Origin of the sequence: Anabaena azotica SJ-1 (genome assembly GCF_047275885.1) — a bacterium.
Classification (GTDB): Bacteria; Cyanobacteriota; Cyanobacteriia; order Cyanobacteriales; family Nostocaceae; genus Trichormus_B; species Trichormus_B azotica_A.
Genome location: NZ_CP178454.1, coordinates 1312038 through 1338315, shown reverse-complemented (window position 1 = coordinate 1338315; position 26278 = coordinate 1312038). Strand labels below are relative to the sequence as shown.

Here is a 26278-nt window from a genome sequence, read left to right as displayed (position 1 = left end):
AATTAGCTATATTTTGCGACTATACTACCTAAAAGTTGTAAATCTATAGGTTTAGAAATATAGTCATCCACACCAGCAGCCAGACAAGTTTCTCTATCTCCTTTCATTGCCATTGCTGTTTGAGCAATTATTGGTATCTGCTGATATTGAATATTGTCTCTAAGTTGTTTTACCAAGTTCAAACCATTGGCATTTGGTAGACTCACATCCATTAAAATAACTGCTGGTTCTATTTGTGTCAGGACTTTCCACATTTCCTGAGCATTTTTAACACAAGTTACTTGATAACCCAATCTACCAAGATAAATTCGCATTAATTCGGAATTGGCTAAATCATCTTCTACCAATAAAATTGATCGTGAGCTATTTATGGATATACGAGAATAAGGTTGGGAATCAGAAGATTTTTTGACCTCCTGACTTATTTCTAAATCTTTTTCTGCCTTAATTTCGATAGCTTCCAAAACTTTCCCCTGTGGCTTGATAGGAAGGACTATGGTAAAACAGGAACCTTGATCAATTGCTGATTCCAATTCTAAATAACCACCATGAATCTCTGCCAGTTGCTGTGTTACCACTAACCCTAAACCAGTACCTTCATTGCTTCCAGCACCAGGGTTAATAATTTGACTGTAGGGACGAAACAAGCGAGTTTGATTTTCCTGGGAAATGCCAATACCAGTATCCCAAATTGAAAATCGTACATATAAATCTTTGATAGATACCCGTAAACCAACGCTACCTGAATTTGTAAATTTGACAGCGTTAAATAATAAATTTAATAGCATTTGCTTGAGTCGCAAGGGATCGACTACTAAATTGGTGACATCATTGTCTATTTCCAATCGTAGTTTCAAGCCTTTATTAGCAGCTTTCTCTTTTACCAAAGCTAAAACATTACGGCATAATGTCGGTACTTCGACTATTTCCCATTGCACTTCTAGTTGGTTAGCTTCAATTTTAGAAAGATCCAAAATATCGTTAATCAGGTCTAGCAAATGCTTACTACTAGATTGGATGATGTGTAAATATTCTTGATGGCGTTGTCTTTCTGGTTCGTAACCTTGTGCCAGTAGCAGATGGGTGAATCCAATAATAGAACTAAGTGGGGTACGAATTTCGTGGCTGGTATTGGCCAGAAATTGGTTTTTGAGTTGATTGGTGCGTTCTAGTTCCTGATTAAAGTTAGCTAACTGTTGACAACGTTGTTGCCAAGATTGAATTTGTCTGAGTTGTGCTAGGGCTGTATTAAAATACTTGATTGTTTTTGTGATTAATTGCGATCGCAGTTGAGTGTGTAATGGATGGATTCGCTCATGATTATGCTTGGGTTTAGCTGTGGCAATTATTAGCCATACCATCACATTGCTGGAATCATCAACTAAAGGCCACGCACACCGTGGTTTTTGCTTCTCCATCTGCTGCAAATCTTCCAGTTTAATGGCAGCATCTAATTTCAACTCCGTCTGTATCCTTCTTTTGGGTCTAATTTCTGGAGTTCGTTTTTCTAGGGTAGAAAAACTAGAAATATAGCAAATTCGACCTATTCTTTCTTGTGGTTGATATTGAGCAATGCCTACGGCACACTGCGTACACCCTATCCAACTACCATTTAAAGCCTGATGAAGCTCATTTACAACAGTCTGAAAAATTTCTGCTTCTGGGGTTATAACCTGTGACATAGTGTTAGCAGCTGAAAGCAGACATTCATGCAATCGGCTTTGTAACTGATTCAAGCTGCTTTCTAACCATAAATCATCCCGCAGTTGCTGGATTGTTGGCAAAAGAGTTGGCGTTCCGTCTATCTGTGAGTTCTGTTCTGGTAAACTTGAAGGTTGCTGCATGGTGAACTAGACGGCCAAAGAAACTGAGCTTGGCAGGAAAATGCGAACTGGATTTTATGTATATTAACGGATAAATGTTTTTTAATTGTAAATCATAACTGACAGTGCCGATTGTAACGCTTAATTACACACTTGTTTAAAAAAGTCACACTGATTTTTTTTCATGGTAACTAACAAAAATGGATACACAAATCATAGCTCAATTAATAGTTAACGGAATTGCTGTAGGTAGTATTATCGCCCTAGCAGCGGTTGGACTGACGCTAACTTACGGAATTTTACGGTTATCTAATTTTGCCCACGGCGATTTTCTTACCTTGGGAGCTTATTTGACACTGGCGGTAAATACCCTGGGGGTAAATATTTGGCTATCAATGATTTTAGCTGTAGTGGGTACAGTAGCTGCAATGTTACTGGCAGAAAAATTACTATGGTCAAAAATGCGATCGATTCGTGCTACTTCGACAACACTGATCATTATTTCTATTGGGCTGGCTTTATTTCTCCGCAACGGCATTATTTTTATTTGGGGTGGTAAAAATCAAAACTATAATCTCCCTGTCATCCCTGCTTTAGAATTTGGTCAATTAAGAGTACCGCAAAATCAATTATGGGTACTGGGGTTAGCAATAGTAGCAATTTCCTTGCTCCACTATTTATTGCAAAACACTAAAATTGGTAAGGCCATGCGAGCAGTAGCTGATGATTTAGACTTAGCTAGAGTCTCTGGTATTAACGTTGATAGAGTAATTCTCTGGACTTGGGTAATTGCTGGTACTTTAACTTCTTTAGGCGGTAGTATGTACGGTTTAATTACTGCCGTCAGACCAAATATGGGTTGGTTTTTGATTTTGCCTTTATTTGCTTCCGTCATTTTAGGAGGTATTGGCAACCCTTACGGTGCGATCGCAGCGGCTTTTATCATTGGTATTGTTCAAGAAGTCAGTACCCCTTGGCTGGGTTCACAGTACAAACAAGGCATAGCCCTATTAATCATGATTTTGGTGTTGCTAATCCGTCCCAAAGGCTTATTCAAAGGCACAATCTAAGCCGTCAGCCGTCAGCCGTCAGCCGTCAGAATACTTTCTTTAGCTGATAGCTGATAGCTGAACGCTGATAGCTAACTAGTCAATGATGTGGAAGTAATAAGCTGCTACCAAAAAGTTGATAGCCAACAGCAACAATGCCCAACCTGTACGGAAAGCGTAGGTAGGTTTAGCAGCTTTACCTTTGGTCATAATTTGGTTCTCCTAATTTGATGACTTTTTAACAAATAGCAAACATAAGCGCCAATTCTCCAGAAACTTTAAAAATATTTGTGTGAGGACAGGAGTCAGGAGTCAGGAGTCAGGAGTCAGGAGATAATAAATACATCCCACACCCTAATCTTCCTCCCCAGCGTGGTAAGAACTACGCACCAATGGACCGGAACGGACGTGATTAAAGCCCATGTCTTTAGCTATTTTCCCAAGTTCGTCAAATTCTTCTGGTGTCCAGTATTTTTGCACTGGTAGATGTTCCAAAGATGGGCGCATATATTGACCTAATGTTAAGCGATCGCACCCCACAGCTAAAAGATCCGCCATTGTTTCAATTACTTCTTCCCTAGTTTCTCCGTGTCCCAGCATTAAACCTGACTTGGTGGGAATAGCGGCATTAATTGTTTTGACTGTTGCCAATACACTTAATGAGCGATCGTACTTCGCACCCCGTCTCACAGGCCCAGTTAATCTCCGTACCGTCTCCACATTATGATTAAAACAAGCCGGTTGGGCAGTAACAATCATTTCTATCCGTCGCTTTTGACCAGTCTCTCCCACGCCGGCACCACCCCAAAAATCTGGTGTCAGCACTTCAATTTGCGTTTCCGGGTTAATTTGGCGAATCGTTTCCATAGTTTTGACAAAATGCCCCGCACCTCCATCATCTAAATCATCACGGGCTACAGAAGTCAGTACCACATAGCGCAATCCCAAAAGCTGTACTGCCTCAGCCACTTTTTGCGGTTCTTCCACATCTACAGGCATAGGGGCATGACCTTTATCTACTTGACAAAAAGCACAAGACCTTGTGCAGGTTGGACCCATAAGTAAAAAAGTTGCCGTTTTTTGGGCATAGCATTCACCCCGATTAGGACAGCGGCCTTCTTCACAAATCGTATGGAGTTGGCGCTGCTTAATAATACGTTGTACAGTAGAAATTTCACTAGCCTTACCAATCGAACGACGCAACCAGCTAGGCATTGCTGCAATTTCTGATTTGAGTTCAACTTTTCTGGAAGAAGTCATAAATATTTCCGCTATCTAAAAAATACAGATAAAAGATATACTGGTATAGGTTAGTATAAATCCTTGAGCAGCTTAAATTACCTTGAAAGCCTGTAATATATAACAGGTAACAGGAAACAAAAAGCTTGAAAAAAGTAACAGCGACATTGGGGTTAAATGTCAATGTTGTTGCTAGAGGTGCCTTGACCACACCTTAAATAGTGATTTTTGAAGCTGCTTAAGAATCTCTGTACCTTCAGGTCCAGGAGAAGTCAAAAAAGTACAGCTAGTAATAGCTTACTAACAATTAATGACAACGCAAGCAACAGTTGTACAAAGGACTTGCGATTTTGGCAATTATACAGAAATATACTCTCCCCCAATTTACATAAATCTTGTATATAGTGGGAGAATTCTTAATGTCAAACGGCAAATCAGCCATCTAAACTTATAGTCTTTGGTAGAGTAATCAGTCGTGGCCAACAAAATTTTAGTTATCGATGACACTACGGTTGTCAGGGTAAAAGTACGAGAAATGTTACCTCCGGGCAATTTTGAGGTATTGGAAGCAAAAGACGGTTTAGAAGGATATAATCTGATCCTGAATGAAAAAGTCAGCCTGATCATGTTGGATTTTATATTACCGAAAATGAGTGGCTGGGAAGTTTTTCAAAAAATTCAGGCCAACCCAGAATTAAAGAAAATTCCTTTAGTGATTATGTCTGGTCGCAAGGAAGAGGTAACAGAAAAAATTCCTGAACCATTTGAATATTTTGAATTTCTCAACAAGCCTTTTGACCAGAGACAGCTGATTAGTGCAATCAAGTCAGCTATGTCTAAGGCTACTAAAAAAGTCCGTCCAGAAACCAATACCCCAGGAATCATTCCCCTACAAAAAGAATCAGTTTCAGCAAAATCAGGTTCTACAGAAAGTATTTCATCCGCAGAAATTCAAGCTCTAAATGAGAAAATTGCCAAGATGCAAACAGAAATTGATAGTTTGAAGAAACAGTTAACTCAGGTTGTGACATTTATTAAACAGAAAATTAAGTAGTGTTGGCTTTTTCTATTATCCTTGCCATCGAAAATACTTTAGTCAATAAAATCAGTTATAGACTGACTAACCTGCCCGTTTTTATTTAGTTAAAGATAACGGCAGGTTTTTTTAAGTTTTATTTCTATAAATTTGTTTTTATACCACGCAATTGGTATCATAAGTTTCCTAGTGAGAGAATTATCGAACAGAAATGTGATATGACCAGAAAATCCAACTCTTGGTGAAACTGAATCTATAGAAACTGAGTATTACGGGTAAATCAAGGACAAATTTCTTGACTTTACATGATGACAAACAGGGTTTTACCCATGACCGTGGTTTTATGTTTGCTTTACAAGGATAAATAGATGAATCCAACCAATCCCTATCGAAATACAGGTCTAATCTTTAGCTTATATTTGCCTGTGATTAGTTCGTGTTTAATTCTGAGTCTAGGAATTTTTGATGGAAAACAAGCTAATGCAGATGAAATAAAAAAAGTTATCCAGAGCAATAATTATTCACTTAATCTCAAATCTGCAACTAAAGAGAAAGTTAGAATTGCCATTCTTGACTTTGATTTTAGCAGCGTTAGTAACCCTAACTTATTATCCGTTTTGCAAGGAGGATCTAAGGGTGTTAGCGATATGCTAGTAAACAGGTTGGTTAAAAACGGTAATTTTGTTGTACTTGAACGCAGCCAAATAGAAGCTATTTTGAGGGAACAAAATTTAGGTGATTCTGGAAGAGTTGATGCTGGTACTGCGGCTCAAATTGGCCGAATCTTAGGTGTAGAAGCAGTAATAATTGGCTCAGTAACTCAATTTGATATTCAGCAAAGACGTTCTGGAGGAGGATTCTTGGGATTTGGAGCCTCATCTTCCGATACAGATGCTTATGTTAAATTGAATATTCGAGTCGTGAATACTACTACATCTGAAATATTGTTTGTTGCTGAAGGTAATGGTAATGATAGTCAGTCCGATACTCAAGTGAGTGTACTTGGATTTGGTGGAGGTGCATCAACCAGCAATGAAGGGAGATTACTAACCAAAGCAACTGAAAAAGCCATAGATCAAGTAATTACAGAATTAAATAATAAATCTACAGATTTAGCATCTTTACCCAAAACTTTACCAAGCGTTGATGCTGCTGTTGCTGATGCCACAGGAAATACTGTGATTCTCAATAAAGGAAAATCAGATGGTTATCGTGTGGGAATGAAAATATCAATTGAAAGGGTAACTAAACAAGTCAAAGATCCTACCACTGGCAAAGTTATTCGCAATATTACTCAGAAGCTCGGCATGATTGAATTAGTTGAGGTGGATGCTACATCTAGCGTTGGCAAAATTATTACGGGTGGAAAATTCAAAGTTGGAGATATTGCTAAACCAACTCAATAGATATTTGCCAAACTTGTCAATATATTGCTGGGGGTGAATGAGCATAGTACCCCCATATCTCAATTCAATTTAATCCTGATTCTGACATGAACAAAAATGGGTAATGAGTTTATTACCCATTACCCATTCATGAATCTACAATTTCTCTGCTTGTTGAGTGATAATTACATTCGCTTGACTACTTGCTATTTTTGCAGCTTGCAAAATAGGAGTATTAGCAACTGAATTATTAGCTAAAGTAAACAGAGGATTTGACAAAATACCCGCGATGGAAGTAGCAATTAAAGTTACTATCAACCCTACTTGTAAAGGTCTCAAACCTGGTAAATCCCAACGTACTTGAGGATAATTCTTCACTACGTCGGACATTTCTTGAGGTTCTTTAACCACCATCATTTTCACGACACGAATGTAGTAGTAGATGGAAACAACGCTGGTAACTAAACCTAGTAAAACTAACCAGTAAAGGCCAGCTTGCCAACCTGCCCAAAATAGGTAAATTTTCCCGAAAAACCCAGCTAGTGGGGGAATCCCACCCAAGGATAAGAGGGAAATACTTAAACCCAATGTGAGCAGTGGATCTTTTTGATACAAACCTGAGTATTCTGCAATCTGATCTGTTCCTGTCCGCAGGGAGAAGAGAATGATACAGGTAAAACCACACAGGTTCATGAATAGGTAAACCAGCAAGTAAAAGATCATGCTGGAATAACCAGCATCAGTACCAGCGATTAAGCCAATCATGACAAAACCAGCTTGAGCAATAGATGAATAAGCTAACATCCGTTTCATGCTGGTTTGAGCAAGGGCAACGACGTTACCCAATACCATACTAAGGACTGCAAGTGCAGTAAAGACAAATCTCCACTCGTCTGCAACTAGGGGGAAAGCTACCGTTAATAAACGGATAGCCAGGGCAAAACCTGCTGCTTTAGAACCGACAGATAAAAAGGCAATAACAGGGGTGGGAGCGCCTTCATAAACGTCTGGTGTCCACTGGTGGAAGGGTGCAGCGGAGATTTTGAAACCAATCCCGGCAATGACGAAAACGAGGGCAATCACTAAACCTAGAGATTGACTAACATTTGCGGCCGCGATACCATTAGCGATCGCACTCAGTTCTGTTTGTCCACCGGATAAACCATACAAAAGTGATACACCGTACAAAAATACGGCTGTGCTAGAAGCGCCAATTAACAGGTATTTCAGTGCCGCTTCATTGGAACGAGGGTCACGTTTGGTATAACCTGTCAACAAATAAGAGGAAATACTCAGGGTTTCTAAGGAGATGAAAATCATCACCAACTCACTAGCACCTGATAAAAACATTCCTCCCAAGGTCGCCGTCATTAAAATGGCGATGAATTCTGCTAAAGCAGTACCACTTTGCTCAACATAGCGAATCGACATCAAGATGGTGACAATGGCAGACAGAGCAATGATACCCCGAAAGATAATACTGAGGTCATCACCATTAAACGCACCAGTAAAGCCGATAGGATTAGTGGAATCCCATTGAAAGTATAGGGCGACAATTGCAGCTAGTAAACCTGCGATCGCTAGATATCCAATCCAGCGTGAAGATGTACGCCCTAAAATCAAATCAACAATCAAAACCCCCAAGAGGGTGAGAATGACAATTCCCTCTGGTAAAATCGTTCCCGCATTTAACTGGGATGCAATATTAGCAAAATCCATGAGATGTATAGGTTTTGTCGATTAGAGATCAAGGCTAACTGAGTTAATTCTATCTATACTTCTTGACCAAAATTGCATTTATCGTCAGAATTCAGAACTCAGGAGTCAGGAGTATGGCTTACACCATGCTATACCTATGGGACGCTGCGCGATCGCTAACAGAATCACAATGAATCAGTTGCATTCGTAATTAATTGTGCATTGTCAAGCGCAACAATCCCTGAATATAGCGGTAAACAACGAATTCTTCCTCTGTCATACCTAGCACCGCAGGGCGGAAGTCAAAAGTCAAAAGTCAAAAAACTTATTCTATAGGCCTTTCATTGACTTGGAATGGTTGGTTTATTTACGCCGTGCTGTACTAGTCTATGGTAATTAACGTCCCCATTCTTTCCATTTCTTCTGAAGTTTTTTAATAACTTTCTCTTCATCTTTATAGTCTGTAAAGTCTTTCCATCCTTGTTTAATTGCTTCTTTTTGTTCTTCAGTTAGTTGCCAAGAAAGTGGTTGTTTATCTATTTCTTTAGGAAAGCTAATGGTAAAATTCGCTATTTCTACACCTTGTTTCTGCCAAAAATCTTTCAGTAATTTAACCGAAAGTGCATCGCTGGCAGTTTGTGTAGAACTACGAACTTTTAATACTGCCTTGATTGATCCGATTACCTCCATCAACCATCCTGGATCACCTAAATTCTTATTAGTAATTGGAGAATCAGCAAAAGCATTAATTTGTAAAAACAATACTTTTTTAATTTGATAAAAATTTGAGTCCTGATTCTTTAACAATTGGTTGGTTAATTGGACACTAGTAGTCACACCAAAATTGTCAAAATAGCCTCCGTCAGCTATATGAAATATGCTTTCAGTCTCTCTCTTAGCAGGATCAGCAGGAAATTTATAAGTTAAATTAGGACGACAAACAGGAGACACATAAGGGAACGTAGCAGATAATCTAGCAGCTGTCGTCACATCCATATCAAAATTGGGATAAAGGGTATTAAAATCTATAAACTTATACTGAGACTCGAAATCCCTACTTTTTGGGTTTTGTCTATCATAGTCATATCCGCGAAAGGTCATTGGACTAATCAAAAATCGACGACCATCTTCAACTATAGTGGCATTAAAAATAGGTATAGGAATTGTTCCAGTTTCAACTTTTTCTCGCCAACTACATAATGAAGGTGGTGTTTTGGGACATTTCAATTCTCCTCTCCATTTAATTTCGACAGCATTACCACGATCTTGCATTTTAGGTACTAGAAAAGGAAGACCAATAAATCGCAATAAATCTGGATAAGCTAGTCCCCAACCAATAGCATCTAAACTATCAGCAGTAGCACTATTAAATATAGTATTTAGTTCTTCTTGGTGGGGATAGCCTTCATTGCGATTTTCACTAAACCGATCTAGAAAATACATTGTGCCTACTGAACCACCAGAAACTGAACTAATCCAACCAATCGCTTGAGTAAATGAAGTACCAATTACTTCTTGTAAACCAGTTAAAACGGTAGTAGTCCATCCGGCCGCTTGGATACCTCCACCACTAGCACAAACAACTACTAAAATCCTATCTTCATTTTTATACTGAGATTGGTAATTTTCTAGCCGCTGATACAGAGCTTTTTTCCAGGTATTGTTATCAGGTTTAGAACCTTGATAATCTTTAAGGTTATAAAAATGATCTACATTGAATAATAAATATCCACCAGCAGAAATCGCTAAAAAGATAATTAATACTGAAACAAGTAAGTAATCAAGAAAAAATGACATCTGCCCTAATAACAGCACCATTCCCGACATAATTACTGTCACGTAAAGCAGAGCAGGAAACTCGAATCTATTGGGTTTAGCTTTGGGTTTTCCTATAAAATAAGTAAAGAAATTTATAATTAATAACACTAATAAAAATGCGCCATTTTCAACAATGCCATCAGCTAATTTACCATGGGTATCTATATAACCTAGTTGTAATTTTTCAGGTAAAATTAAAAATATTTTAAGTAATATTTGTTCGATAAATGTGTTTTTTTCTAAAAAACTTCTGACAAAATAAACAGCTATTAATACTAATATAGAAAGTCCGCATCCTACAAATACGTCCTTCCAAATGTAAATTTCATTTGATTTTTTATCATTGCTGATTAGCTTTTTTGATATTTTATCACTTAAGATTTCATCTTTTGAAAGTAAAATAGCCGTAATAGAAATAGGTAAACTAATGATCCATCCTATAATATCTTGCAGTGAGTTGGAAATGGTCTGCGATTTAGGCAGACCAAGAATTATTTGCCAGGGAGTTATATTGAAACGGATATAGGCATTAGTCAAAATCAGATTGCCAACTAACACAGTTGCAATTCCTGCTAAAGTTGCACCCACAATTACTAAAATTAGTTGAAAACTGTTGCGGAGAATAAACAAATTCTTGAGAATTTTTGGCGCAACTTTGAGAGAAATGAGTGGTAAAAATACTAGCAATAAGCCAACAATTACAGGCACGCGCAAGAAGTATAAATATGGCAGTATTTCATAGTGGTTTACTAACCAGAAGCCAAAAAATGCCAACAATGCTAAAAATACAATATTCATAATATTGTGGAGTTGACTAGATTTTTTTGTGTTCATAAATGAAATGCACTAGAATATACAAACAAACTCAATCATATTTTTTAGTTGGAAATGTCCACTAAATATTGAGTGTTTGGGTGTTGATTTGCATGAATTTATGGCTGGAAGATTTAACAATCTATCCATAGGAAAATTTATCAGGTGTTTTTTCGTAAAATTTACGGTTATCCCTGTTACAAATAGTTATAATTTCAGCTAAGGTGATGATAAGCCAAGAATATCTGCAGGAGCTTACTAAATAAGCTGTTGTGCTGGTTATTACCCTAATTAAAGCTTGATAAAAGCCAGTATAGTATATTGATGATTAATACACAACTAAAGTTAAGAAATTTAAATACCAAATTAAAGATGACAATAAACGTTAATTAATACTTAATTTTCTGTAATAATACGTAATACTTTTGAATAAGTATTACTTTTTTTCTAAATTTTCCAAAAGCGCGATACTTTGTAGACTTGACGCGAAGCGTATCACATTTTAAATCAAGTGATAAGTTAGGTATCTTTTGCTTCTCAACTGCTGCACAGGTAGTCAAGTCAAGCAGAATTTATAATTGCTCAGAACTCCCAGGCATCACACAAAGAAGGAATCCCATGAGTTAAACTTCAGGGATATTTTGAAAACTGTAGTCGCCAATTGTGCGTTAGATAAGTTAAAGATGGAAATATCTGAGCAATTTGCAATTTGCATTGCTATTTCCAGTCTTCTGGGGCTGACTGTACCTAAAGTTGAAAGAATTTTCACCCTTTTGGGCAGTTTGTGTAAGGATTAAATCACTGCTTAGGCGTGATATTTCATCTTGACATTTCGCCAAAATTATCTCAACTTGACTGTCTAGCTTCACAGCTATTCTTTTTTTGAAATTTCCATGTCAACTCTCGTCATCGTCGAATCTCCAACCAAAGCTCGTACCATTCGCAATTACCTGCCAAAAGACTATCGGGTAGAGGCTTCTATGGGTCATGTACGTGACCTTCCACAGTCAGCTAGTGAAATTCCCGCCGCTGTCAAAGGGGAAAAATGGGCGCAGCTTGGGGTGAATATAGAAGCCGACTTTGAACCGGTGTATGTCGTTCCCAAGGATAAAAAGAAAATTGTCACTCAGCTTAAAGATGCCCTCAAAGGTGTTGATGAATTGATATTGGCAACTGACGAAGATCGGGAAGGTGAAAGCATCAGTTGGCATTTATACCAGTTGCTGAAGCCGAAAATTCCCACAAAGCGAATGGTGTTTCATGAAATTACTCAAGAAGCCATTAAAAAGGCTTTGAAAAACTGCCGTATTATTGATGAGCAGTTAGTTCGCGCTCAAGAAACTCGGCGAATTTTAGATCGCTTAGTAGGTTACACCTTATCGCCCCTGCTCTGGAAAAAAATCGCTTGGGGATTATCCGCAGGACGAGTCCAGTCTGTAGCAGTGAGGCTGTTAGTAACCAAAGAACGTCAACGTCGGGCTTTTCATGAAGGTACTTATTGGGATTTAAAAGCCAGCTTATTACAGGAAAAAACCCCTTTTAGCGCCCAATTAGTGACGCTAGGAGGCACGAAAGTGGCTACAGGGAGTGATTTTGATCCTACCACAGGACAAATTACTGCTGGACGCAATGTGGTGTTGTTAAACGAAGAACAAGCCGCAGAACTCCAGGAACGACTCACGGGTAAAACCTGGAATGTCAACGATATTGAAGAACGTCCAGTTACGCGCAAACCCGCACCACCGTTTACCACTTCGACGCTGCAACAAGAATCTAACCGTAAGTTGCGCCTTTCAGCACGGGATACAATGCGAGTTGCTCAAAATTTGTATGAGCAAGGGTATATTACCTATATGCGTACAGATTCGGTGCATTTGTCAGATCAAGCGATCGCAGCTGCTCGGAGTTGTGTAGAAGAAAAATACGGGAAACAATATCTCAGCCCCCAACCAAGACAATACACCACCAAATCTAAAGGCGCACAAGAAGCACACGAAGCCATTCGCCCCGCCGGTAGCACCTTCCGCACGCCCCAAGAAACAGGTTTAGGCGGACGGGAATTTGCAGTATATGACTTAATTTGGAAGCGTACAGTCGCTTCACAAATGGCTGACTCGCGCCAAACCCAAATTACTGTCCAGCTACAAGTTGAAGACGCTGGTTTTCGTTCTTCTGGGAAACGTATTGATTTCCCTGGCTACCTACGTGCCTACGTCGAAGGTTCTGATGATCCTGAAGCCGCATTAGAAGACCAAGAAGTAATTTTACCACCCCTCAAAGTCGGAGATCATCCCACCTGTACAGAACTAGAAGCTGTGGGTCATGAAACTCAACCTCCAGCCAGGTACACCGAAGCTAGTCTAGTTAAAACCTTAGAAAGTGAAGGTATTGGTCGTCCTAGTACCTACGCCAGTATTATTGGCACTATCATCGACAAAGGTTATGCTCAGTTGGTTAGTAATGCCTTGATTCCCACTTTCACAGCCTTCGCTGTCACCGATTTATTAGAGAAACATTTCCCTGATATTGTTGATCCCAGTTTTACCTCCAAAATGGAGCAAACCCTAGATGACATTGCTACAGGTGAAGCTAAATGGCTACCTTACCTGAAGAAATTTTATCTGGGAGAACAAGGTTTAGAAACCCTAGTCAGAGAACGGGAAAGTCAAATTGATGCGACTACAGCCAGAACCGTAGAACTAGAAAATTTAGATGCTAAAGTCCGCATTGGTAAATACGGCCCTTACATTGAAGTAGAAAATGGTGAAGGTGTTGTTACAGCTTCCATTCCCAAAGACCTGACACCCGCAGACCTCAACCCCAAACAGGTAGAAGTTTTACTCAGACAAAAAACCACCGGACCAGACCAGGTGGGAAGGCATCCAGAAACTGGTGAACCAATTTATGTGAAGATTGGCACCTATGGACCTTATGTGCAGTTGGGTGACAAAACTGATGAAAACCCTAAGCCTAAACAAGCATCTCTTCCCAAAGGTGTCACAGCGGAAAATCTCACTTTAGACATGGCTGTAGGGCTTTTGGCACTACCCCGGACATTGGGAGTTCATCCGGCTACAAATGGTAGAATTCAAGCTAGTTTAGGTCGTTTTGGTCCCTATGTTGTCCATGATCAGGGCAAGGAAGGAAAAGATTACCGTTCTCTCAAAGCAGTTGATAATGTATTGACAATTTCCTTAGAACGTGCGTTGGAATTGTTGGCAGAACCGAAAAAGGGACGTGCTTCTAGCACCAGCAAATCTAAAGCAGCTTTACGGGAATTGGGGACACATCCAGAGGACGATTCACCAATTAATATCTATGATGGACCCTATGGCCCTTACATTAAGCACGGCAAAACTAATGTCAGTCTTCCAGAAGGTCAGACAGTAGAAACAGTAACGCTTGCTGCTGCACTAGAATTACTGCAAGCTAAAGCATCTACCAAATCGACAACACGCAAAACTACTAAATCAACGACTTCTAAAACTAAGTCAACGACCAAATCATCAACGAGTAGAGCAAAAAAGAAAGAACCATCAAGTTAGGAACAAGGCTAACGGGAATTATGAAATCTTAAGAATTCATGACTATGGCTTACGCCACGCTGCGCTATCAGAAGCCAGGAGGATAAGAAAGTAATTCCCTATGCCCTGTATCCTCTTATATCAACATTCAACCGAAACAGCATTACTTTTCCTTTTAGCTTGTGATAATCTAATAAGTAAGGAAGAACACAAAACTAAATTTTGTTATTGGTTTATTTCCTCCTCAATACAGAAATGTATCAGCCCTGTTAGAAACCAGAAGTGCGATAATACGCCAGTTTCTGCAACGAAAGTTAAATTAAAATTGAGGTAGTATCTCAGGAGCGTTCAGTTCAATGGACTATATAGAAAAGGTACTGGAAAAGCTGAAAGAGTTAGCACGGAAGCTAGTTGAAGCATTGCTGGGGCCAGAATCTGAACCGGAGCCGGAACTGATTCCGATTCCTGTGAACGAACGTTATCGTCGTCGATAAATACTTAAAGTAATTGGAGTTAACATTGCCATCTTTCAGTATTTTGGTACTGCACGGGCCAAACCTCAATTTACTAGGACAGCGAGAGCCGGGAATTTACGGTTCTCTAACCCTAGCAGATATTAACAGACTGTTGGAAGCAGAAGGACGGAAGTTAGAGACGAAAGTTACTGTTTTACAGTCAAATCATGAAGGAGTCTTGCTGGATGCCATTCATGGTTCATTAGGACAACATCAAGGAATTGTAATTAATGCCGGGGCATATACCCATACTAGTGTAGCTCTTAGAGATGCGATCGCAGCGGTGAATTTACCAACGGTGGAGGTGCATCTGAGTAATATTTATCGGCGAGAAGATTTTCGTCATCATTCTTACATAGCTCCAGTGGTAATTGGTCAAATTAGTGGCTTTGGTGTCCAAAGTTATTTGTTAGGCTTACAAGCATTGATACATCATCTGAGAAAGGACGAAGTTTAACAGTTTGTTGTGGATTTTGGTTTTTGGAGCAAATACACAAAATATTCCAAAATCTAAAATCTAAAATCTAAAGTTTTATGCGTTATTCTCTCGTCAGCCGAGTTAGAGGTATTTTCCTGGGAGCATTTCTAGGGGAGAGTTTGGCTACTCACAATCGTTGTGATTTAGGTGCAATGGCGATTTTGGGTAGCCAGAGTTTAATTGAGTACGGTAGATTAGATGTAGATGATTGGTTAAAGCGTTACCAACAAACTACTGTTGATTTAAATATTACTGATATTGCTTGGGGAAAAATAATTTTAGCCACTTTACCAGTGGTAATTTTTTTTCACGAAGATACTATTAAACTTAAAAAAAATTTGCTGCAAGTATTACAAATTTGGGATACTAACCCAGTAATGACAGATGCAGCTTTAGTAATAGGATATGCGATCGCTCAGTCTTTGACAGAAAAACTTGACCCCATTACCCTCATTCCCCAAACAATTTCTTTTCTAGGAAAAACCACAACTTCCATACCACAAAATTTATTAAAAGTCAATAACTTACTAGCCCAAAATGCCGGATTAGAACAGGTACGGGGTGAATTAACTAAACAAGAGGAACTAAGTAGTAATATTGCTTTAGCCGTTTATTGTTTTTTGAGTACATTGGAAGACTTCCGGCTGACAGTTCTGCGAATTAATAATCATACAAAGAAGCAAGAATACTGGTGTTTAGGCTCACAATCTAGAAGCGCAATCACTGGTGCCTTATCAGGGGCATATAATACTACAGTCGGCATACCTATTAATTGGCAGGCTTTATTCCCAGCTACTAACTCACCAGCATGGGGACTGAAAAATTTTTCTCAGATGTTAGAATTAGCCGATACACTGGTAGAAGTTTGGTCAGGTGTGTATACTGTTACTCCTAACACCCAGGAGTTAACAACAGCAGGAAGTGGCATGAATAGGAATCCACTTTCAATCTATGCTGCACCAAGTGTTATTCGCCCACGCTAAAAAATCAATAATATCCAAAGCAAAAGGCAGAAAATAAGAGGTTTTTGGGCAACTTTACCTTTAATTACATACTTTGGTTTTTTGCACCTTTCTGTTTACACTTTCAAACAAACTATTTGAATATTGTCTAGGAAAACATTACTGTTGTGTGTATGCCTTGACTAAAAACTCTTTGATCTACTGAATTTAGCATTTTGTATCGGAACTACAGCCAGAAGTAATGAAAACGCAGCAATTTTGGCAGTCCTTGACCCAGCAATTGAGGCAATGGCGGCGACAGTACAAAGTGTTATGTCGTCAAGGAAAGAGGCTTGGTTCGGTGAATAATTACCAGAGAGAAACTGGCAACAAAAAAGTTTTCAAGAATATTTTCAAAACTATCATCAAGAATCTACTTTTGTATTTATTACCGAATGCTGATGAAGGTGGACACCGACAAGTAAGAAAAGCGCCTCAATCAACTGCAAAATCTTTTAAAACTCATCATGGCTTTCATACAGTAGTTTTCAGTTGGGTACATGAAAAGCGTTCTGCTGTAATTTTGTTCATGGCTGTGGTATCCATCACTGGTGTAATGGGGCATGAATTATACAATCAACCCCAGATGAAAATTGGCACTATTGCACCACAAACATTTATTGCTCCATATACTGCAAGTATCGAAGATAGGCAACAAACCGAAGCTGATCGCAAAGTAGCAGAAGCAAATACACACGCTATCTTGATGATTAATGCCCAGAAAAATGAGCAGATTAACGAACATTTACGACAAATTCTCGAAGATGGGAATGAACTGCGTGGTGTTGCTGGGTCTTTTCCTTTTTTCGATGTTTCAATTTTGTCTGTTCCTAGTCAGCGATACCTCCGTTCTTGCTTGGAATCGGAATGGCAACGACTAAAAGTAGCTTTAGCAGATTATCAGAAACAAAATAATAAATTGTTGATGCCTAAGTCAAGGACAGCAGATAGACCGCTGTTTTCCAGACCTATACCTAGTCCGTTGTTGCCTTTATCTACACCTGCAATTAAAGAGGAAAGTAATATTAGTAAACCTGCTTTTGATCAAGCCTTAGCAGAATTAGGTGCTTATAGTATCACTGCCCCAAACAAAAATTTTTCTTTACTGATTACCCAAATATCCCAAATCAGACAAGGATATATCCAAGCAACTGCCAAACTTGTACAGATAGAGACTCAAAGAAAACAAGCAGTATATACGGAAACTCTGCTTTTGGATTTGTCAGATGAAGATTGGATCAAAACACAAATGGGAATCCATGAAAGTGCAGAAAGGATTCTTACTCAAGGCATAGCACCAGGACTACCATTTAGTATTTTGCAGGATGCAGTGAGTTTGCAAGTGCAGAAGTCTGTACCCGATGAAGCTGAATCTTTAGCAACTAAAGTTTTATTGGCTGTGCTGCGGCCAAATCTCCAGCCAGATGAAGAAAAAACCAAACAACAGGCAGAAATAGCCGCAGATCAAGTTCCAATTGTGATGCAAAAAGTGCGTCAAGGACAAGTGATTGTTAATAAAGGAGAACGGATTACAGAATGGAAATTTGATGTATTAGAGTATTATCATTTGATTCGTCGAGAACTAAATTGGCTGGCGTTGATAGGGTTAACAGGCTTGGTTAGCGCCGCCCTTGGGGTTTTTGCTTGGGTAGAACGGGGGCTTGGTAATCATTTGCGAGAACGCGATCGCTTGTTGATATTACTGCTAACTCTCAGTATTCCTAGTGTTCTGGCAATGGGTGTACCCTATACTACATGGAGCGCCATCGGGTTATTGTTGGGTAGTTTCTACGGCTCAACTTTGGGTGTAACAGTTGTAGGACTGTTATCATTAATACTACCAGCCAGTATAGACATTAGTAAGATTGTGCTGATAGCTGGTGCTGCGGGCGGAATTTTGAGCAGTTATTTAGCACAGAGGTTCAAATCCCGCGAAGAACTGGCGTTATTAGGTATTGTGATTGCCTTAACTCAAGGGAGTATTTATTTAGTATTAAATATACTTGTTGGTGCAGCATTTGGTTCAGGATGGTATATTGTCCTCCAAGAATCTCTATTGTTTGCTTTATCTGGTTTGGCTTGGAGTATTATTGCTTTGGGCTTAAGTCCTTATTTAGAAAAACTATTTGATCTTGTTACGCCGATCCGCTTGGCAGAATTGGCTAATCCTAACCGCCCTTTGTTAAAACGACTCGCTACTGAAACTCCAGGTACTTTTCAACATACTTTGTTGGTAGCGACTCTAGCGGAAGCAGCGGCGAAAAAACTGCGATGCAATGTTGAATTAGTCAGGGCTGGGACGCTTTACCATGATATTGGTAAAATGCATGACCCGCTGGGATTTATTGAAAATCAAATGGGGGGTCCAAATAAGCACGAGACGGAAATTAAAGACCCTTGGCAGAGTGCGGCAATTATTAAAAAGCACGTGACTGAAGGTTTGGTGATGGCTAAGAAACACAGTTTACCCACAGCGATTAAAGCTTTTATTCCTGAACATCAGGGAACAATGGCGATCGCATATTTTTATCACCAAGCCCAACAAATGGCTAAGGATGATCCTAGTATAATAGTCAACAAAGGCGATTTTTGTTATGATGGACCAATTCCTCAATCTAGGGAAACAGGAATTGTCATGTTAGCTGATTCCTGTGAAGCTGCATTACGAAGTCTCAAAGATGCGACTCCAGAACAAGCATTAAATATGTTGAATAATATTATCCGTGCCAAATGGCAAGATGAGCAATTAATAGATTCAGGATTGACAAAGGAAGAAATGTCAAAAATTGCTCAAATATTTGTAGACGTTTGGCAGCAATTTCATCATAAACGTATTGCCTATCCAAAATTAAAAGCTAGTGGTGAGAAATCAGGTAGTTCATAGGTGACATTGTAGGCAATGTTTTTACATCACTACATCCCTGCCTTTTCATACCACCAATCACGATATAATTATTTCTCTAAATGTCTCCCTGGCCTCCTTACCACAGAGACTAATGATAATGGATTCAATATAATAAATATGGCGCTTATAGTTCAGAAATACGGTGGTTCATCTGTTGGTTCAGTCGAACGCATTCAAGCTGTTGCACAGCGAGTTTACCAAACTGTAAAAGCAGGAAACTCTGTGGTGGTAGTGGTTTCAGCGATGGGAAAAACCACTGACGGACTCGTGAAACTAGCTAATGGAATCTCTAAAAATCCTAACCGTCGAGAAATGGATATGCTGCTTTCCACTGGGGAGCAAGTGACGATCGCTTTATTGAGTATGGCTTTGCAGGAAATTGGACAAGCGGCAATTTCTATGACTGGCGCTCAGGTAGGAATTGTTACCGAAGCTGAACACACCCGCGCTCGGATTTTGCATATTGAAACAGAGCGTTTGATGGGGCAGATTAATTTAGGTAAAGTGGTTGTTGTGGCTGGGTTTCAAGGTATTTCTAGTATCAGAGAGATGGAAATTACTACCTTGGGACGTGGCGGTTCTGACACTTCCGCAGTGGCTTTGGCAGCGGCATTAGGAGCAAATTTCTGTGAAATTTATACAGATGTACCAGGGATTTTGACTACAGATCCACGTCTTGTCCCCGAAGCCCAGTTAATGACAGAAATCACCTGTGATGAAATGCTGGAATTAGCCAGTTTGGGTGCGAAAGTATTACATCCTCGTGCGGTGGAAATTGCGAGAAATTATGGTGTTCCTTTGGTGGTGCGCTCAAGTTGGACGGATCAGCCTGGTACTTGGGTGACAACTTCCAGAACTCAAGAGCGATCGCTCGTCAATTTAGAATTAGCTCGTCCTGTGGATGCGGTAGAATTTGACTCTGACCAAGCTAAGATATCTTTACTCCGTGTACCAGATAAACCAGGTGTTGCAGCGCGGTTATTTGGGGAAATTTCTCGGCAAAATGTTGATGTGGATTTGATTATTCAGTCAATTCATGAAGGTAATACTAATGATATTGCATTTACAGTAAATACACCCATATTAAAACGAGCCGAAGCTGTAGCAGCCGCTATTGCCCCCGCTTTGAGAAATCAACCTAATTCAGATGAAGCCGAAGTGTTAGTAGAAACTAATACAGCCAAGGTTAGTATTTCTGGAGCAGGAATGATTGGCCGACCTGGTGTAGCAGCGAAAATGTTTGCTACCTTAGCGGAGGCTAAAGTCAATATTCAAATGATTTCTACCAGTGAAGTCAAGGTGAGTTGCTTGGTAGATGCGACAGATTGCGATCGCGCTATTTTTGCCCTCTGTAACGCTTTTGAAATTACTGCTTCCCCCAATGTTCCTGCTTCTCCAACTCCCGAATCTCCTGCTGTGCGTGGTGTCGCTTTAGATATGAATCAAGCGCGGTTAGCAATTCGTCAAGTTCCAGATAAACCAGGGATGGCAGCAAAATTGTTTGGATTATTGGCAGAATATAACATCAGCGTGGATATGATTATTCAATCCCAACGCTGTCGGGTGGTTGATGGTGTAGCACGTCGGGATATTGCTTTTACCGTGGCTAGAATGGATGCAGAAAACGCCCAACAAAAATTAACCGAAGTCGCGGATCAGTTAGGATGGGGTGAGGTAGTTTTGGATCAGGCGATCGCTAAAGTCAGTATCGTTGGTTCTGGGATGGTAGGACAACCAGGTATTGCAGCCAAAATGTTTACAGCTTTAGCAGAAAATCAAATTAACATCCAAATGATCGCTACTTCAGAAATTAAAATTAGTTGCGTTGTGGGACAAGATGAAGGTGTCAAAGCTTTACAAGTAATTCATGCAGCTTTTGATTTAGCCGGTAGTGAAAAATTTGTAGTACCAGTGTAAGAATTCAGGAGGCAGGAGTCAGGAGTCAGGAGGCAGGAGGCAGGAGGCAGGAGGCAGGAGTTCAGGAGTATGGCTTACGCCACGCTTCGCTATCAGGAGTTCAGGAGGATAAGAAGAAAATATTTCCCCATCCTCCCCATCACCCTCATCCTCCCCATCACCCTCATCCTCCCCATCACCCTCATCCTCCCCCTCTCCCCATCTACACAGATAACTTTAATGTAAAAGCAGTCTCACCACTAGACGTATCATCTAACTGCAAATCACCATTATGAGCGCGGGCTATTTCCCGTGATAAACTCAATCCTAAGCCAATACCTTCTATTTGACGATTGCGGGACAAATCACCACGATAAAAACGCTCAAATAATTTTTCTTTATCCTGGGGAGAAATGTCTTGAGAACTATTGGTAACAGTTAAATAAACTAAATTATTTTTACGTTGGCAATCAATTTTTAACCATCCAGAAGGAATATTATATTTAATAGCATTGCTAATCAAATTTTGGATAATTTGAATTAGTAAATCTTGATCTGCTTTCACCCATATATCAGCAGCAATATTTGTTTTTACCTGCAAATCAGGCGCAAGAATATCTATATCTTCAACCATATCTGCTAAAATTTGTGATAAATTCACATCAATTTGATATAATCGCATTTGTCCAGCATCAGCTAAAGATAATAACAGCAGTTTTCTGACAATCGAGCTTAAACGTCTGACTTCATCAATTAGGTTACTTAAACTTTGCTGAAGTTGGGAAGCGGGTTCAGCTTTTTGTAAAGCTAATTCTAATTCTCCTTGTAAAATTGCTAATGGTGTTTTTAGTTCATGTGCTGCATCTCCACTAAACCGTGATGCTTGTTGAAAACTACGTTCTAAACGTTCCATCATTTGATTGAAAACAGCAATTAGTTCGACAAACTCAACATCAGTTGTACCCATAGGAATGCGTTGATTTAGTCCTTTGACTGTTACACCGCGAATCGTTGTAGTTACCTTGCGGATGGGTTGTAAAGCTGTTCCTGACAACCACCAAGCGGCGATCGCTACTAAAATCAGTACAACTGGGACTGCAATCAAAAAAACGTTGCGAATAACATTCATTTCCCGGTCAATTTCACTGAAACTAATAGCAATAATCAAACGATGATGAGGGGATGTAATCACACCAATTCGCCAAACTTCCTGATATGTTTGCTTTGTAGCCACTTGAGAAAGTTTCATTGGTGGTGGTAAGGGTGGTAACTGATTTGGAATCAGAAATGGTCGTTGCTGTCTCGGTGGTAATGATGGTGGAAACGGCTGACAATTTAATTCAGAATGTGGTGAACATAGTGTTGTTGAATTTAAATCAGATGGCCAATTATTTGATTGATATAATGTCTCTCCATCTCTATTTATTACTAATAAAGCCGTCGATTTTTGTAACCTATTATCAAGCCTGGGTGGACGAGTGATATTTGCTAACAACTGGCTTTTAATTTCTGCATCAAGCGCGTCAATTTTTGTTTTATAAATCAGCAACCAAGAAGCAAAACCAAATCCTATCAATGCACTACCAGCGAGTGAAGCTGATAGCAAAGCAATGCGAAGACGAAATGAACGAATTTTCAAATTAAAATCCATATATTTTTTGTTCAAAGAAGCATAAGCATCTCTTGCTTTTCTCAAAGATCACCTATTTTTTAGGATTTACGAAATGAATAACCAACACCACGCACGCTATCAATCCAACTATCACCTGCGATTTTTTCAATTTTCTTTCGTAATCTTTGTACGCAAACATCAACTAAATTCGTATTAGGATTAAAATCATAACCCCAAACGTGTTCAAGAATTTGTGTCCGGGTAAATACTCTACCAGGAGAACGCATTAAATATTCTAATAAATTAAATTCACGAGTAGTTAATTCTACTAATTGATGATTACAAGTAACTTCGCGGGTAATCCGATCTAACGTGAGAGAACCAACCCGGAGGATGTTTTGACGTTCTCCAGATATGCGACGAATAACTGCATGAATTCTAGCTATTAATTCTTCAACAAAAAAAGGTTTGGATAAATAATCATCTGCACCTAAATTTAATCCTTCTAGCCGATCATCTAGTTCATTACGAGCAGTTAATAATATTACTGGAAAATTACGTCCAGCGCGACGCAAGCTTTTCAAAATTGCCAGTCCGTCTTTGCCTGGTAACATGATATCTAGTACAATCACATCATATTCGTTTTCCATGGCTCGGTAATAACCTTCATCGCCATTATCAATATAATCGACGACAAAACCTTGTTCTTTTAATCCAGCACAGACGAAGTTGGCAATTCTCGCTTCGTCTTCGATGTACAAAATGTGCATAGAGGAATATTCTCTGTGATCATTTAATCTTCTATTTTAATTGTTTGTTGTTTATACCATAATTACAAATTTGTAATTTAACTGCATATTTATCTGTAATTTTTGGCTGCTGAAATAAGAACATCAAGCAATCGAGGAAAAAGATTATGAATCCACGTCATTTATTGTTGATAGGTGCAGCATCGCTTTTAATCCCTGTTACTAGTGCGATCGCTGTCACTACAACCAAATCAGCACCTATAATTGCTCAAGCACCACAGAATCAACGACCAAATGCTGAAGGAGAACTAGGTGATGGTTTTCCTCCTCCTCCTGCTGGTGGTAGAGGTGAACAAAGAGGTAATGGAGAACCACCTTGGGCTAAAGAAATTAATCTTTCTAGTGAACAAAAAGCAAAAATTAAGCAACTTTATGAACAAGCTAAAAAAGATACTGAGTCCCTACGGTCACAACTGATGGAGGCTGATCAACAAATGCGATCGCTCTTTGCTAGTAACGCTTCCCCAGAAAATTTACGCCAACAACACCAAAAAATCCAAGGGTTGCGTCAAAAACTTGATAATAAGCGTTTTGAAATGATGTTAGCTGAACGACAAGTTTTAACAGCACAACAGCGTACCCAGTTAGGAAAAATAATGCAGCAACGTCAGGGGAAAAAACCGCAATCACAGCCCAGGTAATCATCATGTAAGTATACTGCCTTGGTTTAAGGTGCTACTCACTACCAGTTTTTCGTGGTGTGCGATCGCAATTGCGTTGGTTATAGGTAATCCTAAACCACAACTGCCAGTATTGCCAGAGCGATCGCAATTCACCCACCGAAATCCAGCAAAAACTTGTTGGGCTGTCGCTTAACCCAACCTATATTTTTGCAAAATATTTTCTATTCTACGTTCACCCAAAAATCTGCGGTTTTTATGTTTCCATTGCGGTTAAATTGCATCCACATTTTATATGTTCCTGATTTGGGAAATTTAGTATGAAATTCTATGTTTTCATCACTCTTACTTTTGATAGCGTGAGCGTGGATATAATCTTCTCTTGTCAAAGGAGATGAGCTTTTGATAATTACTAAATGTCCTTTTTCTCCTAAATATGGTTGTATATCTTTGATAACTTGGTTTTTATTATCTTTTAAATCAAAAATTAAGCTGACTTCTTCACCAGCTTTTATTTTGTCTTTAGAAGGTTTCAGACTTACTTTTGTATCTGATAAAGTTTTTGTTTTTTCATATTTAGATAAATCTTTGGGAAGGGGAACTGAACCAGGAATAGAGATATTTGTTAATGATAAAGCTTCTTTTTGTCCGGCTGGTTGATAGTCACTGAAAAGTGTATATTCCCCTGGTGTGGGAAAGTTGGCACTAACTTCAAAGCGACCGTTTTCTTTATAATCTGGGTGAAGATGAGCGAAATGTTCCAAGTCATTGCTCACCACTATTAAATGCATTATTTTCTCTTGGAAAATATCAAATTTATTGACTGGTTTCCCAGCAGAGTCCTGAATATCAATAACTAAATTAATCTGTTGATTAGCAGCTAAGTTTTTAGGTGCTGTTAATTTTGCTTTGGTACTGATTTTTGATTGATCTTCATGATTCATATTTTCCATTGAATGGTTATCATGATTCATTCCTTCCATTGAGTGTCCATCGTGACTGTCACTCATAGATTTTGTTTTCTGTTTTTCCAATTGAGAACTTTTTTCACTATTAGAAACATTTGTTTCACCTGATTTAGTTGATGAACAACCAGGAGAAATTAATAATGTTGTAGCCACAAAAATTCCTACCAAAATACGTTTCATACTTGTTTTATCCTTGGATTAGACTCTAGCGTTTAAATAAAAATCTACCGTTTACTTTTTCACCTTGAATATCAGAAAGTACAACTACCTGATATTCACCTACATCTGCTTCTGGTAAAAGTGCCACATAGTGTTTACCTTCTTTATCATAGATAAAGTTGAGGTTTTTTGCTGTAGGTTTATTTTCAGTTTTTTTACTGCTTCTGGGTTGTTAGTAGATCCTAGTTCGCTGTTATTGCAAGTACCTAAAAATAGAAGTCCATACCGCTAAAAAAAATAAAACTCAACTTGACTAACTTGTAAGCATTCAGCTATTAATCATCACCTGACTATGTTTGCATACAAAAATTAAATCAGAATGAAATTAGCGTGAGTGATGACTTCCAAATTAGAATCAGTGCTGATATATATCACTGCCGTGTAAAATAGTGTAAGTAAGTGAACAAAAAAACCGTAGACGCGGAGTGGCTTCTCGGAAAGTAATAGGTAACGAAAACTAAAATATTCCAAAACCTCTTTTCTGTTAAGAGTTCCCTTGTCATAACGACAATTTTTAACACCCACTTACTTATCACCAAGACTTCATATACTGTACAAGTAATAATAACCACTAAAAAGAGTATAGCATAAATACTCACCCAAGAATGTTAGTTATAGGACTTACGTACAATGTGAGCAAAAACCTGATTATTGCGTAAATCCTAAGTTATATATTAATCTTTTATGTAAAAATATTTCTCTCTTTTATTTACATAGAACTTACGCAAAATTTGACTAAAAACCTTATTCTTGTGTAGAGATAATTCATATAGCTTGATTCCCATCAGGGTATTACCTATACTTTCGTTCTGTTTGGTTAAGTCCTGTTCCAGTATCTTCAACACTCTATACAATCAATATTTTCACTAG

General features: G+C 38.9%; 18 protein-coding genes. 10 read left to right on the top strand and 8 right to left on the bottom strand.

The window, feature by feature from the left end:
• Positions 1-2: 2 nt before the first annotated feature.
• Positions 3-1844 (bottom strand): hybrid histidine kinase/response regulator HrmK, encoded by a 1842-nt coding sequence (hrmK, locus tag ACLLO5_RS05785; RefSeq protein ID WP_413174535.1) that lies wholly within the window; start codon positions 1842-1844, stop codon positions 3-5.
• 179 nt (positions 1845-2023) lie between these two features.
• On the opposite strand from hrmK, the gene ACLLO5_RS05780 reads away from it, so the two are divergent.
• On the top strand, positions 2024-2893 hold the full coding sequence (locus ACLLO5_RS05780) for a branched-chain amino acid ABC transporter permease (RefSeq protein ID WP_413174534.1): 870 nt from the start codon (positions 2024-2026) through the stop codon (positions 2891-2893).
• Between the two features lie 75 nt (positions 2894-2968).
• Here ACLLO5_RS05780 and ACLLO5_RS05775 read toward each other — a convergent pair whose 3' ends face one another.
• Complete coding sequence (locus ACLLO5_RS05775) at positions 2969-3082, bottom strand: photosystem I protein PsaX (RefSeq protein WP_013191220.1); 114 nt, start codon at positions 3080-3082, stop codon at positions 2969-2971.
• A 144-nt stretch (positions 3083-3226) separates the two neighbouring features.
• Positions 3227-4132 (bottom strand): lipoyl synthase, encoded by a 906-nt coding sequence (lipA, locus tag ACLLO5_RS05770; protein ID WP_413174533.1) that lies wholly within the window; start codon positions 4130-4132, stop codon positions 3227-3229.
• A gap of 454 nt (positions 4133-4586) precedes the next feature.
• Between lipA and ACLLO5_RS05765 the strand changes: the two genes are divergently transcribed.
• On the top strand, positions 4587-5165 hold the full coding sequence (locus ACLLO5_RS05765) for a response regulator (RefSeq protein ID WP_413174532.1): 579 nt from the start codon (positions 4587-4589) through the stop codon (positions 5163-5165).
• A gap of 350 nt (positions 5166-5515) precedes the next feature.
• Entirely contained in the window at positions 5516-6553 is a 1038-nt protein-coding gene (locus ACLLO5_RS05760) for a CsgG/HfaB family protein (RefSeq protein ID WP_413174531.1), read from the top strand.
• Positions 6554-6688: 135 nt separating this feature from the next.
• Here ACLLO5_RS05760 and ACLLO5_RS05755 read toward each other — a convergent pair whose 3' ends face one another.
• Both ACLLO5_RS05755 and ACLLO5_RS05750 read right to left on the bottom strand, forming a co-directional pair.
• The gene (locus ACLLO5_RS05755; protein WP_413174530.1) at positions 6689-8251 is read right to left on the bottom strand and encodes an NAD(P)H-quinone oxidoreductase subunit N; all 1563 of its coding nucleotides are present in this window, start codon (positions 8249-8251) and stop codon (positions 6689-6691) included.
• A 375-nt stretch (positions 8252-8626) separates the two neighbouring features.
• The gene (locus tag ACLLO5_RS05750; protein WP_413174529.1) at positions 8627-10882 is read right to left on the bottom strand and encodes a hypothetical protein; all 2256 of its coding nucleotides are present in this window, start codon (positions 10880-10882) and stop codon (positions 8627-8629) included.
• Positions 10883-11754: 872 nt separating this feature from the next.
• Between ACLLO5_RS05750 and topA the strand changes: the two genes are divergently transcribed.
• The 5 genes from topA to ACLLO5_RS05725 all read left to right on the top strand — a co-directional run bounded on the left by topA (position 11755) and on the right by ACLLO5_RS05725 (position 21201).
• Positions 11755-14406, top strand: coding sequence for a type I DNA topoisomerase (gene topA / locus ACLLO5_RS05745; RefSeq protein ID WP_413174528.1), 2652 nt, complete (start codon positions 11755-11757; stop codon positions 14404-14406).
• A 498-nt stretch (positions 14407-14904) separates the two neighbouring features.
• Positions 14905-15357 carry a type II 3-dehydroquinate dehydratase gene (aroQ, locus tag ACLLO5_RS05740; protein ID WP_413174527.1) on the top strand — a complete coding sequence of 151 codons (453 nt, stop codon included), beginning with the start codon at positions 14905-14907 and terminating at the stop codon, positions 15355-15357.
• Between the two features lie 77 nt (positions 15358-15434).
• The gene (locus ACLLO5_RS05735; RefSeq protein WP_413174526.1) at positions 15435-16361 is read left to right on the top strand and encodes an ADP-ribosylglycohydrolase family protein; all 927 of its coding nucleotides are present in this window, start codon (positions 15435-15437) and stop codon (positions 16359-16361) included.
• A 220-nt stretch (positions 16362-16581) separates the two neighbouring features.
• Entirely contained in the window at positions 16582-19263 is a 2682-nt protein-coding gene (locus tag ACLLO5_RS05730) for an HD family phosphohydrolase (protein ID WP_413174524.1), read from the top strand.
• 138 nt (positions 19264-19401) lie between these two features.
• Positions 19402-21201: an aspartate kinase gene (locus tag ACLLO5_RS05725; protein WP_413174522.1), complete on the top strand. Its 1800-nt coding sequence runs from the start codon at positions 19402-19404 to the stop codon at positions 21199-21201.
• Between the two features lie 202 nt (positions 21202-21403).
• Here the strand turns inward: ACLLO5_RS05725 and ACLLO5_RS05720 are convergent, their stop codons facing one another.
• Positions 21404-22831, bottom strand: a complete 1428-nt coding sequence (locus ACLLO5_RS05720) for a sensor histidine kinase (RefSeq protein WP_413174521.1) — start codon at positions 22829-22831, stop codon at positions 21404-21406.
• Positions 22832-22890: 59 nt separating this feature from the next.
• Positions 22891-23562, bottom strand: a complete 672-nt coding sequence (locus tag ACLLO5_RS05715) for a response regulator transcription factor (RefSeq protein ID WP_413174520.1) — start codon at positions 23560-23562, stop codon at positions 22891-22893.
• Positions 23563-23708: 146 nt separating this feature from the next.
• Here ACLLO5_RS05715 and ACLLO5_RS05710 point away from each other — a divergent pair, with 146 nt between their 5' ends.
• Complete coding sequence (locus tag ACLLO5_RS05710; protein ID WP_413174519.1) at positions 23709-24242, top strand: Spy/CpxP family protein refolding chaperone; 534 nt, start codon at positions 23709-23711, stop codon at positions 24240-24242.
• Positions 24243-24273: 31 nt separating this feature from the next.
• The gene (locus ACLLO5_RS05705; RefSeq protein WP_413174518.1) at positions 24274-24417 is read left to right on the top strand and encodes a hypothetical protein; all 144 of its coding nucleotides are present in this window, start codon (positions 24274-24276) and stop codon (positions 24415-24417) included.
• 28 nt (positions 24418-24445) lie between these two features.
• Here the strand turns inward: ACLLO5_RS05705 and ACLLO5_RS05700 are convergent, their stop codons facing one another.
• A complete protein-coding gene (locus ACLLO5_RS05700) occupies positions 24446-25369 on the bottom strand; it encodes a hypothetical protein (RefSeq protein WP_413174517.1) in 924 nt (307 codons plus the stop codon).
• Positions 25370-26278 lie beyond the last annotated feature (909 nt).

What these genes read in the sequence shown, in the direction of transcription:
- ACLLO5_RS05715 (WP_413174520.1), bottom strand. Translation starts at nt 23,562, where the DNA reads ATGCACATTTTGTACATCGAAGACGAAGCGAGAATTGCCAACTTCGTC.
- ACLLO5_RS05750 (WP_413174529.1), bottom strand. Translation starts at nt 10,882, where the DNA reads ATGAACACAAAAAAATCTAGTCAACTCCACAATATTATGAATATTGTA.
- ACLLO5_RS05725 (WP_413174522.1), top strand. Translation starts at nt 19,402, where the DNA reads ATGGCGCTTATAGTTCAGAAATACGGTGGTTCATCTGTTGGTTCAGTC.
- ACLLO5_RS05735 (WP_413174526.1), top strand. Translation starts at nt 15,435, where the DNA reads ATGCGTTATTCTCTCGTCAGCCGAGTTAGAGGTATTTTCCTGGGAGCA.
- ACLLO5_RS05730 (WP_413174524.1), top strand. Translation starts at nt 16,582, where the DNA reads ATGAAAACGCAGCAATTTTGGCAGTCCTTGACCCAGCAATTGAGGCAA.
- ACLLO5_RS05780 (WP_413174534.1), top strand. Translation starts at nt 2,024, where the DNA reads ATGGATACACAAATCATAGCTCAATTAATAGTTAACGGAATTGCTGTA.
- topA (WP_413174528.1), top strand. Translation starts at nt 11,755, where the DNA reads ATGTCAACTCTCGTCATCGTCGAATCTCCAACCAAAGCTCGTACCATT.
- ACLLO5_RS05700 (WP_413174517.1), bottom strand. Translation starts at nt 25,369, where the DNA reads ATGAAACGTATTTTGGTAGGAATTTTTGTGGCTACAACATTATTAATT.
- ACLLO5_RS05760 (WP_413174531.1), top strand. Translation starts at nt 5,516, where the DNA reads ATGAATCCAACCAATCCCTATCGAAATACAGGTCTAATCTTTAGCTTA.
- ACLLO5_RS05755 (WP_413174530.1), bottom strand. Translation starts at nt 8,251, where the DNA reads ATGGATTTTGCTAATATTGCATCCCAGTTAAATGCGGGAACGATTTTA.
- ACLLO5_RS05720 (WP_413174521.1), bottom strand. Translation starts at nt 22,831, where the DNA reads ATGGATTTTAATTTGAAAATTCGTTCATTTCGTCTTCGCATTGCTTTG.
- hrmK (WP_413174535.1), bottom strand. Translation starts at nt 1,844, where the DNA reads ATGCAGCAACCTTCAAGTTTACCAGAACAGAACTCACAGATAGACGGA.
- lipA (WP_413174533.1), bottom strand. Translation starts at nt 4,132, where the DNA reads ATGACTTCTTCCAGAAAAGTTGAACTCAAATCAGAAATTGCAGCAATG.
- ACLLO5_RS05710 (WP_413174519.1), top strand. Translation starts at nt 23,709, where the DNA reads ATGAATCCACGTCATTTATTGTTGATAGGTGCAGCATCGCTTTTAATC.
- ACLLO5_RS05775 (WP_013191220.1), bottom strand. Translation starts at nt 3,082, where the DNA reads ATGACCAAAGGTAAAGCTGCTAAACCTACCTACGCTTTCCGTACAGGT.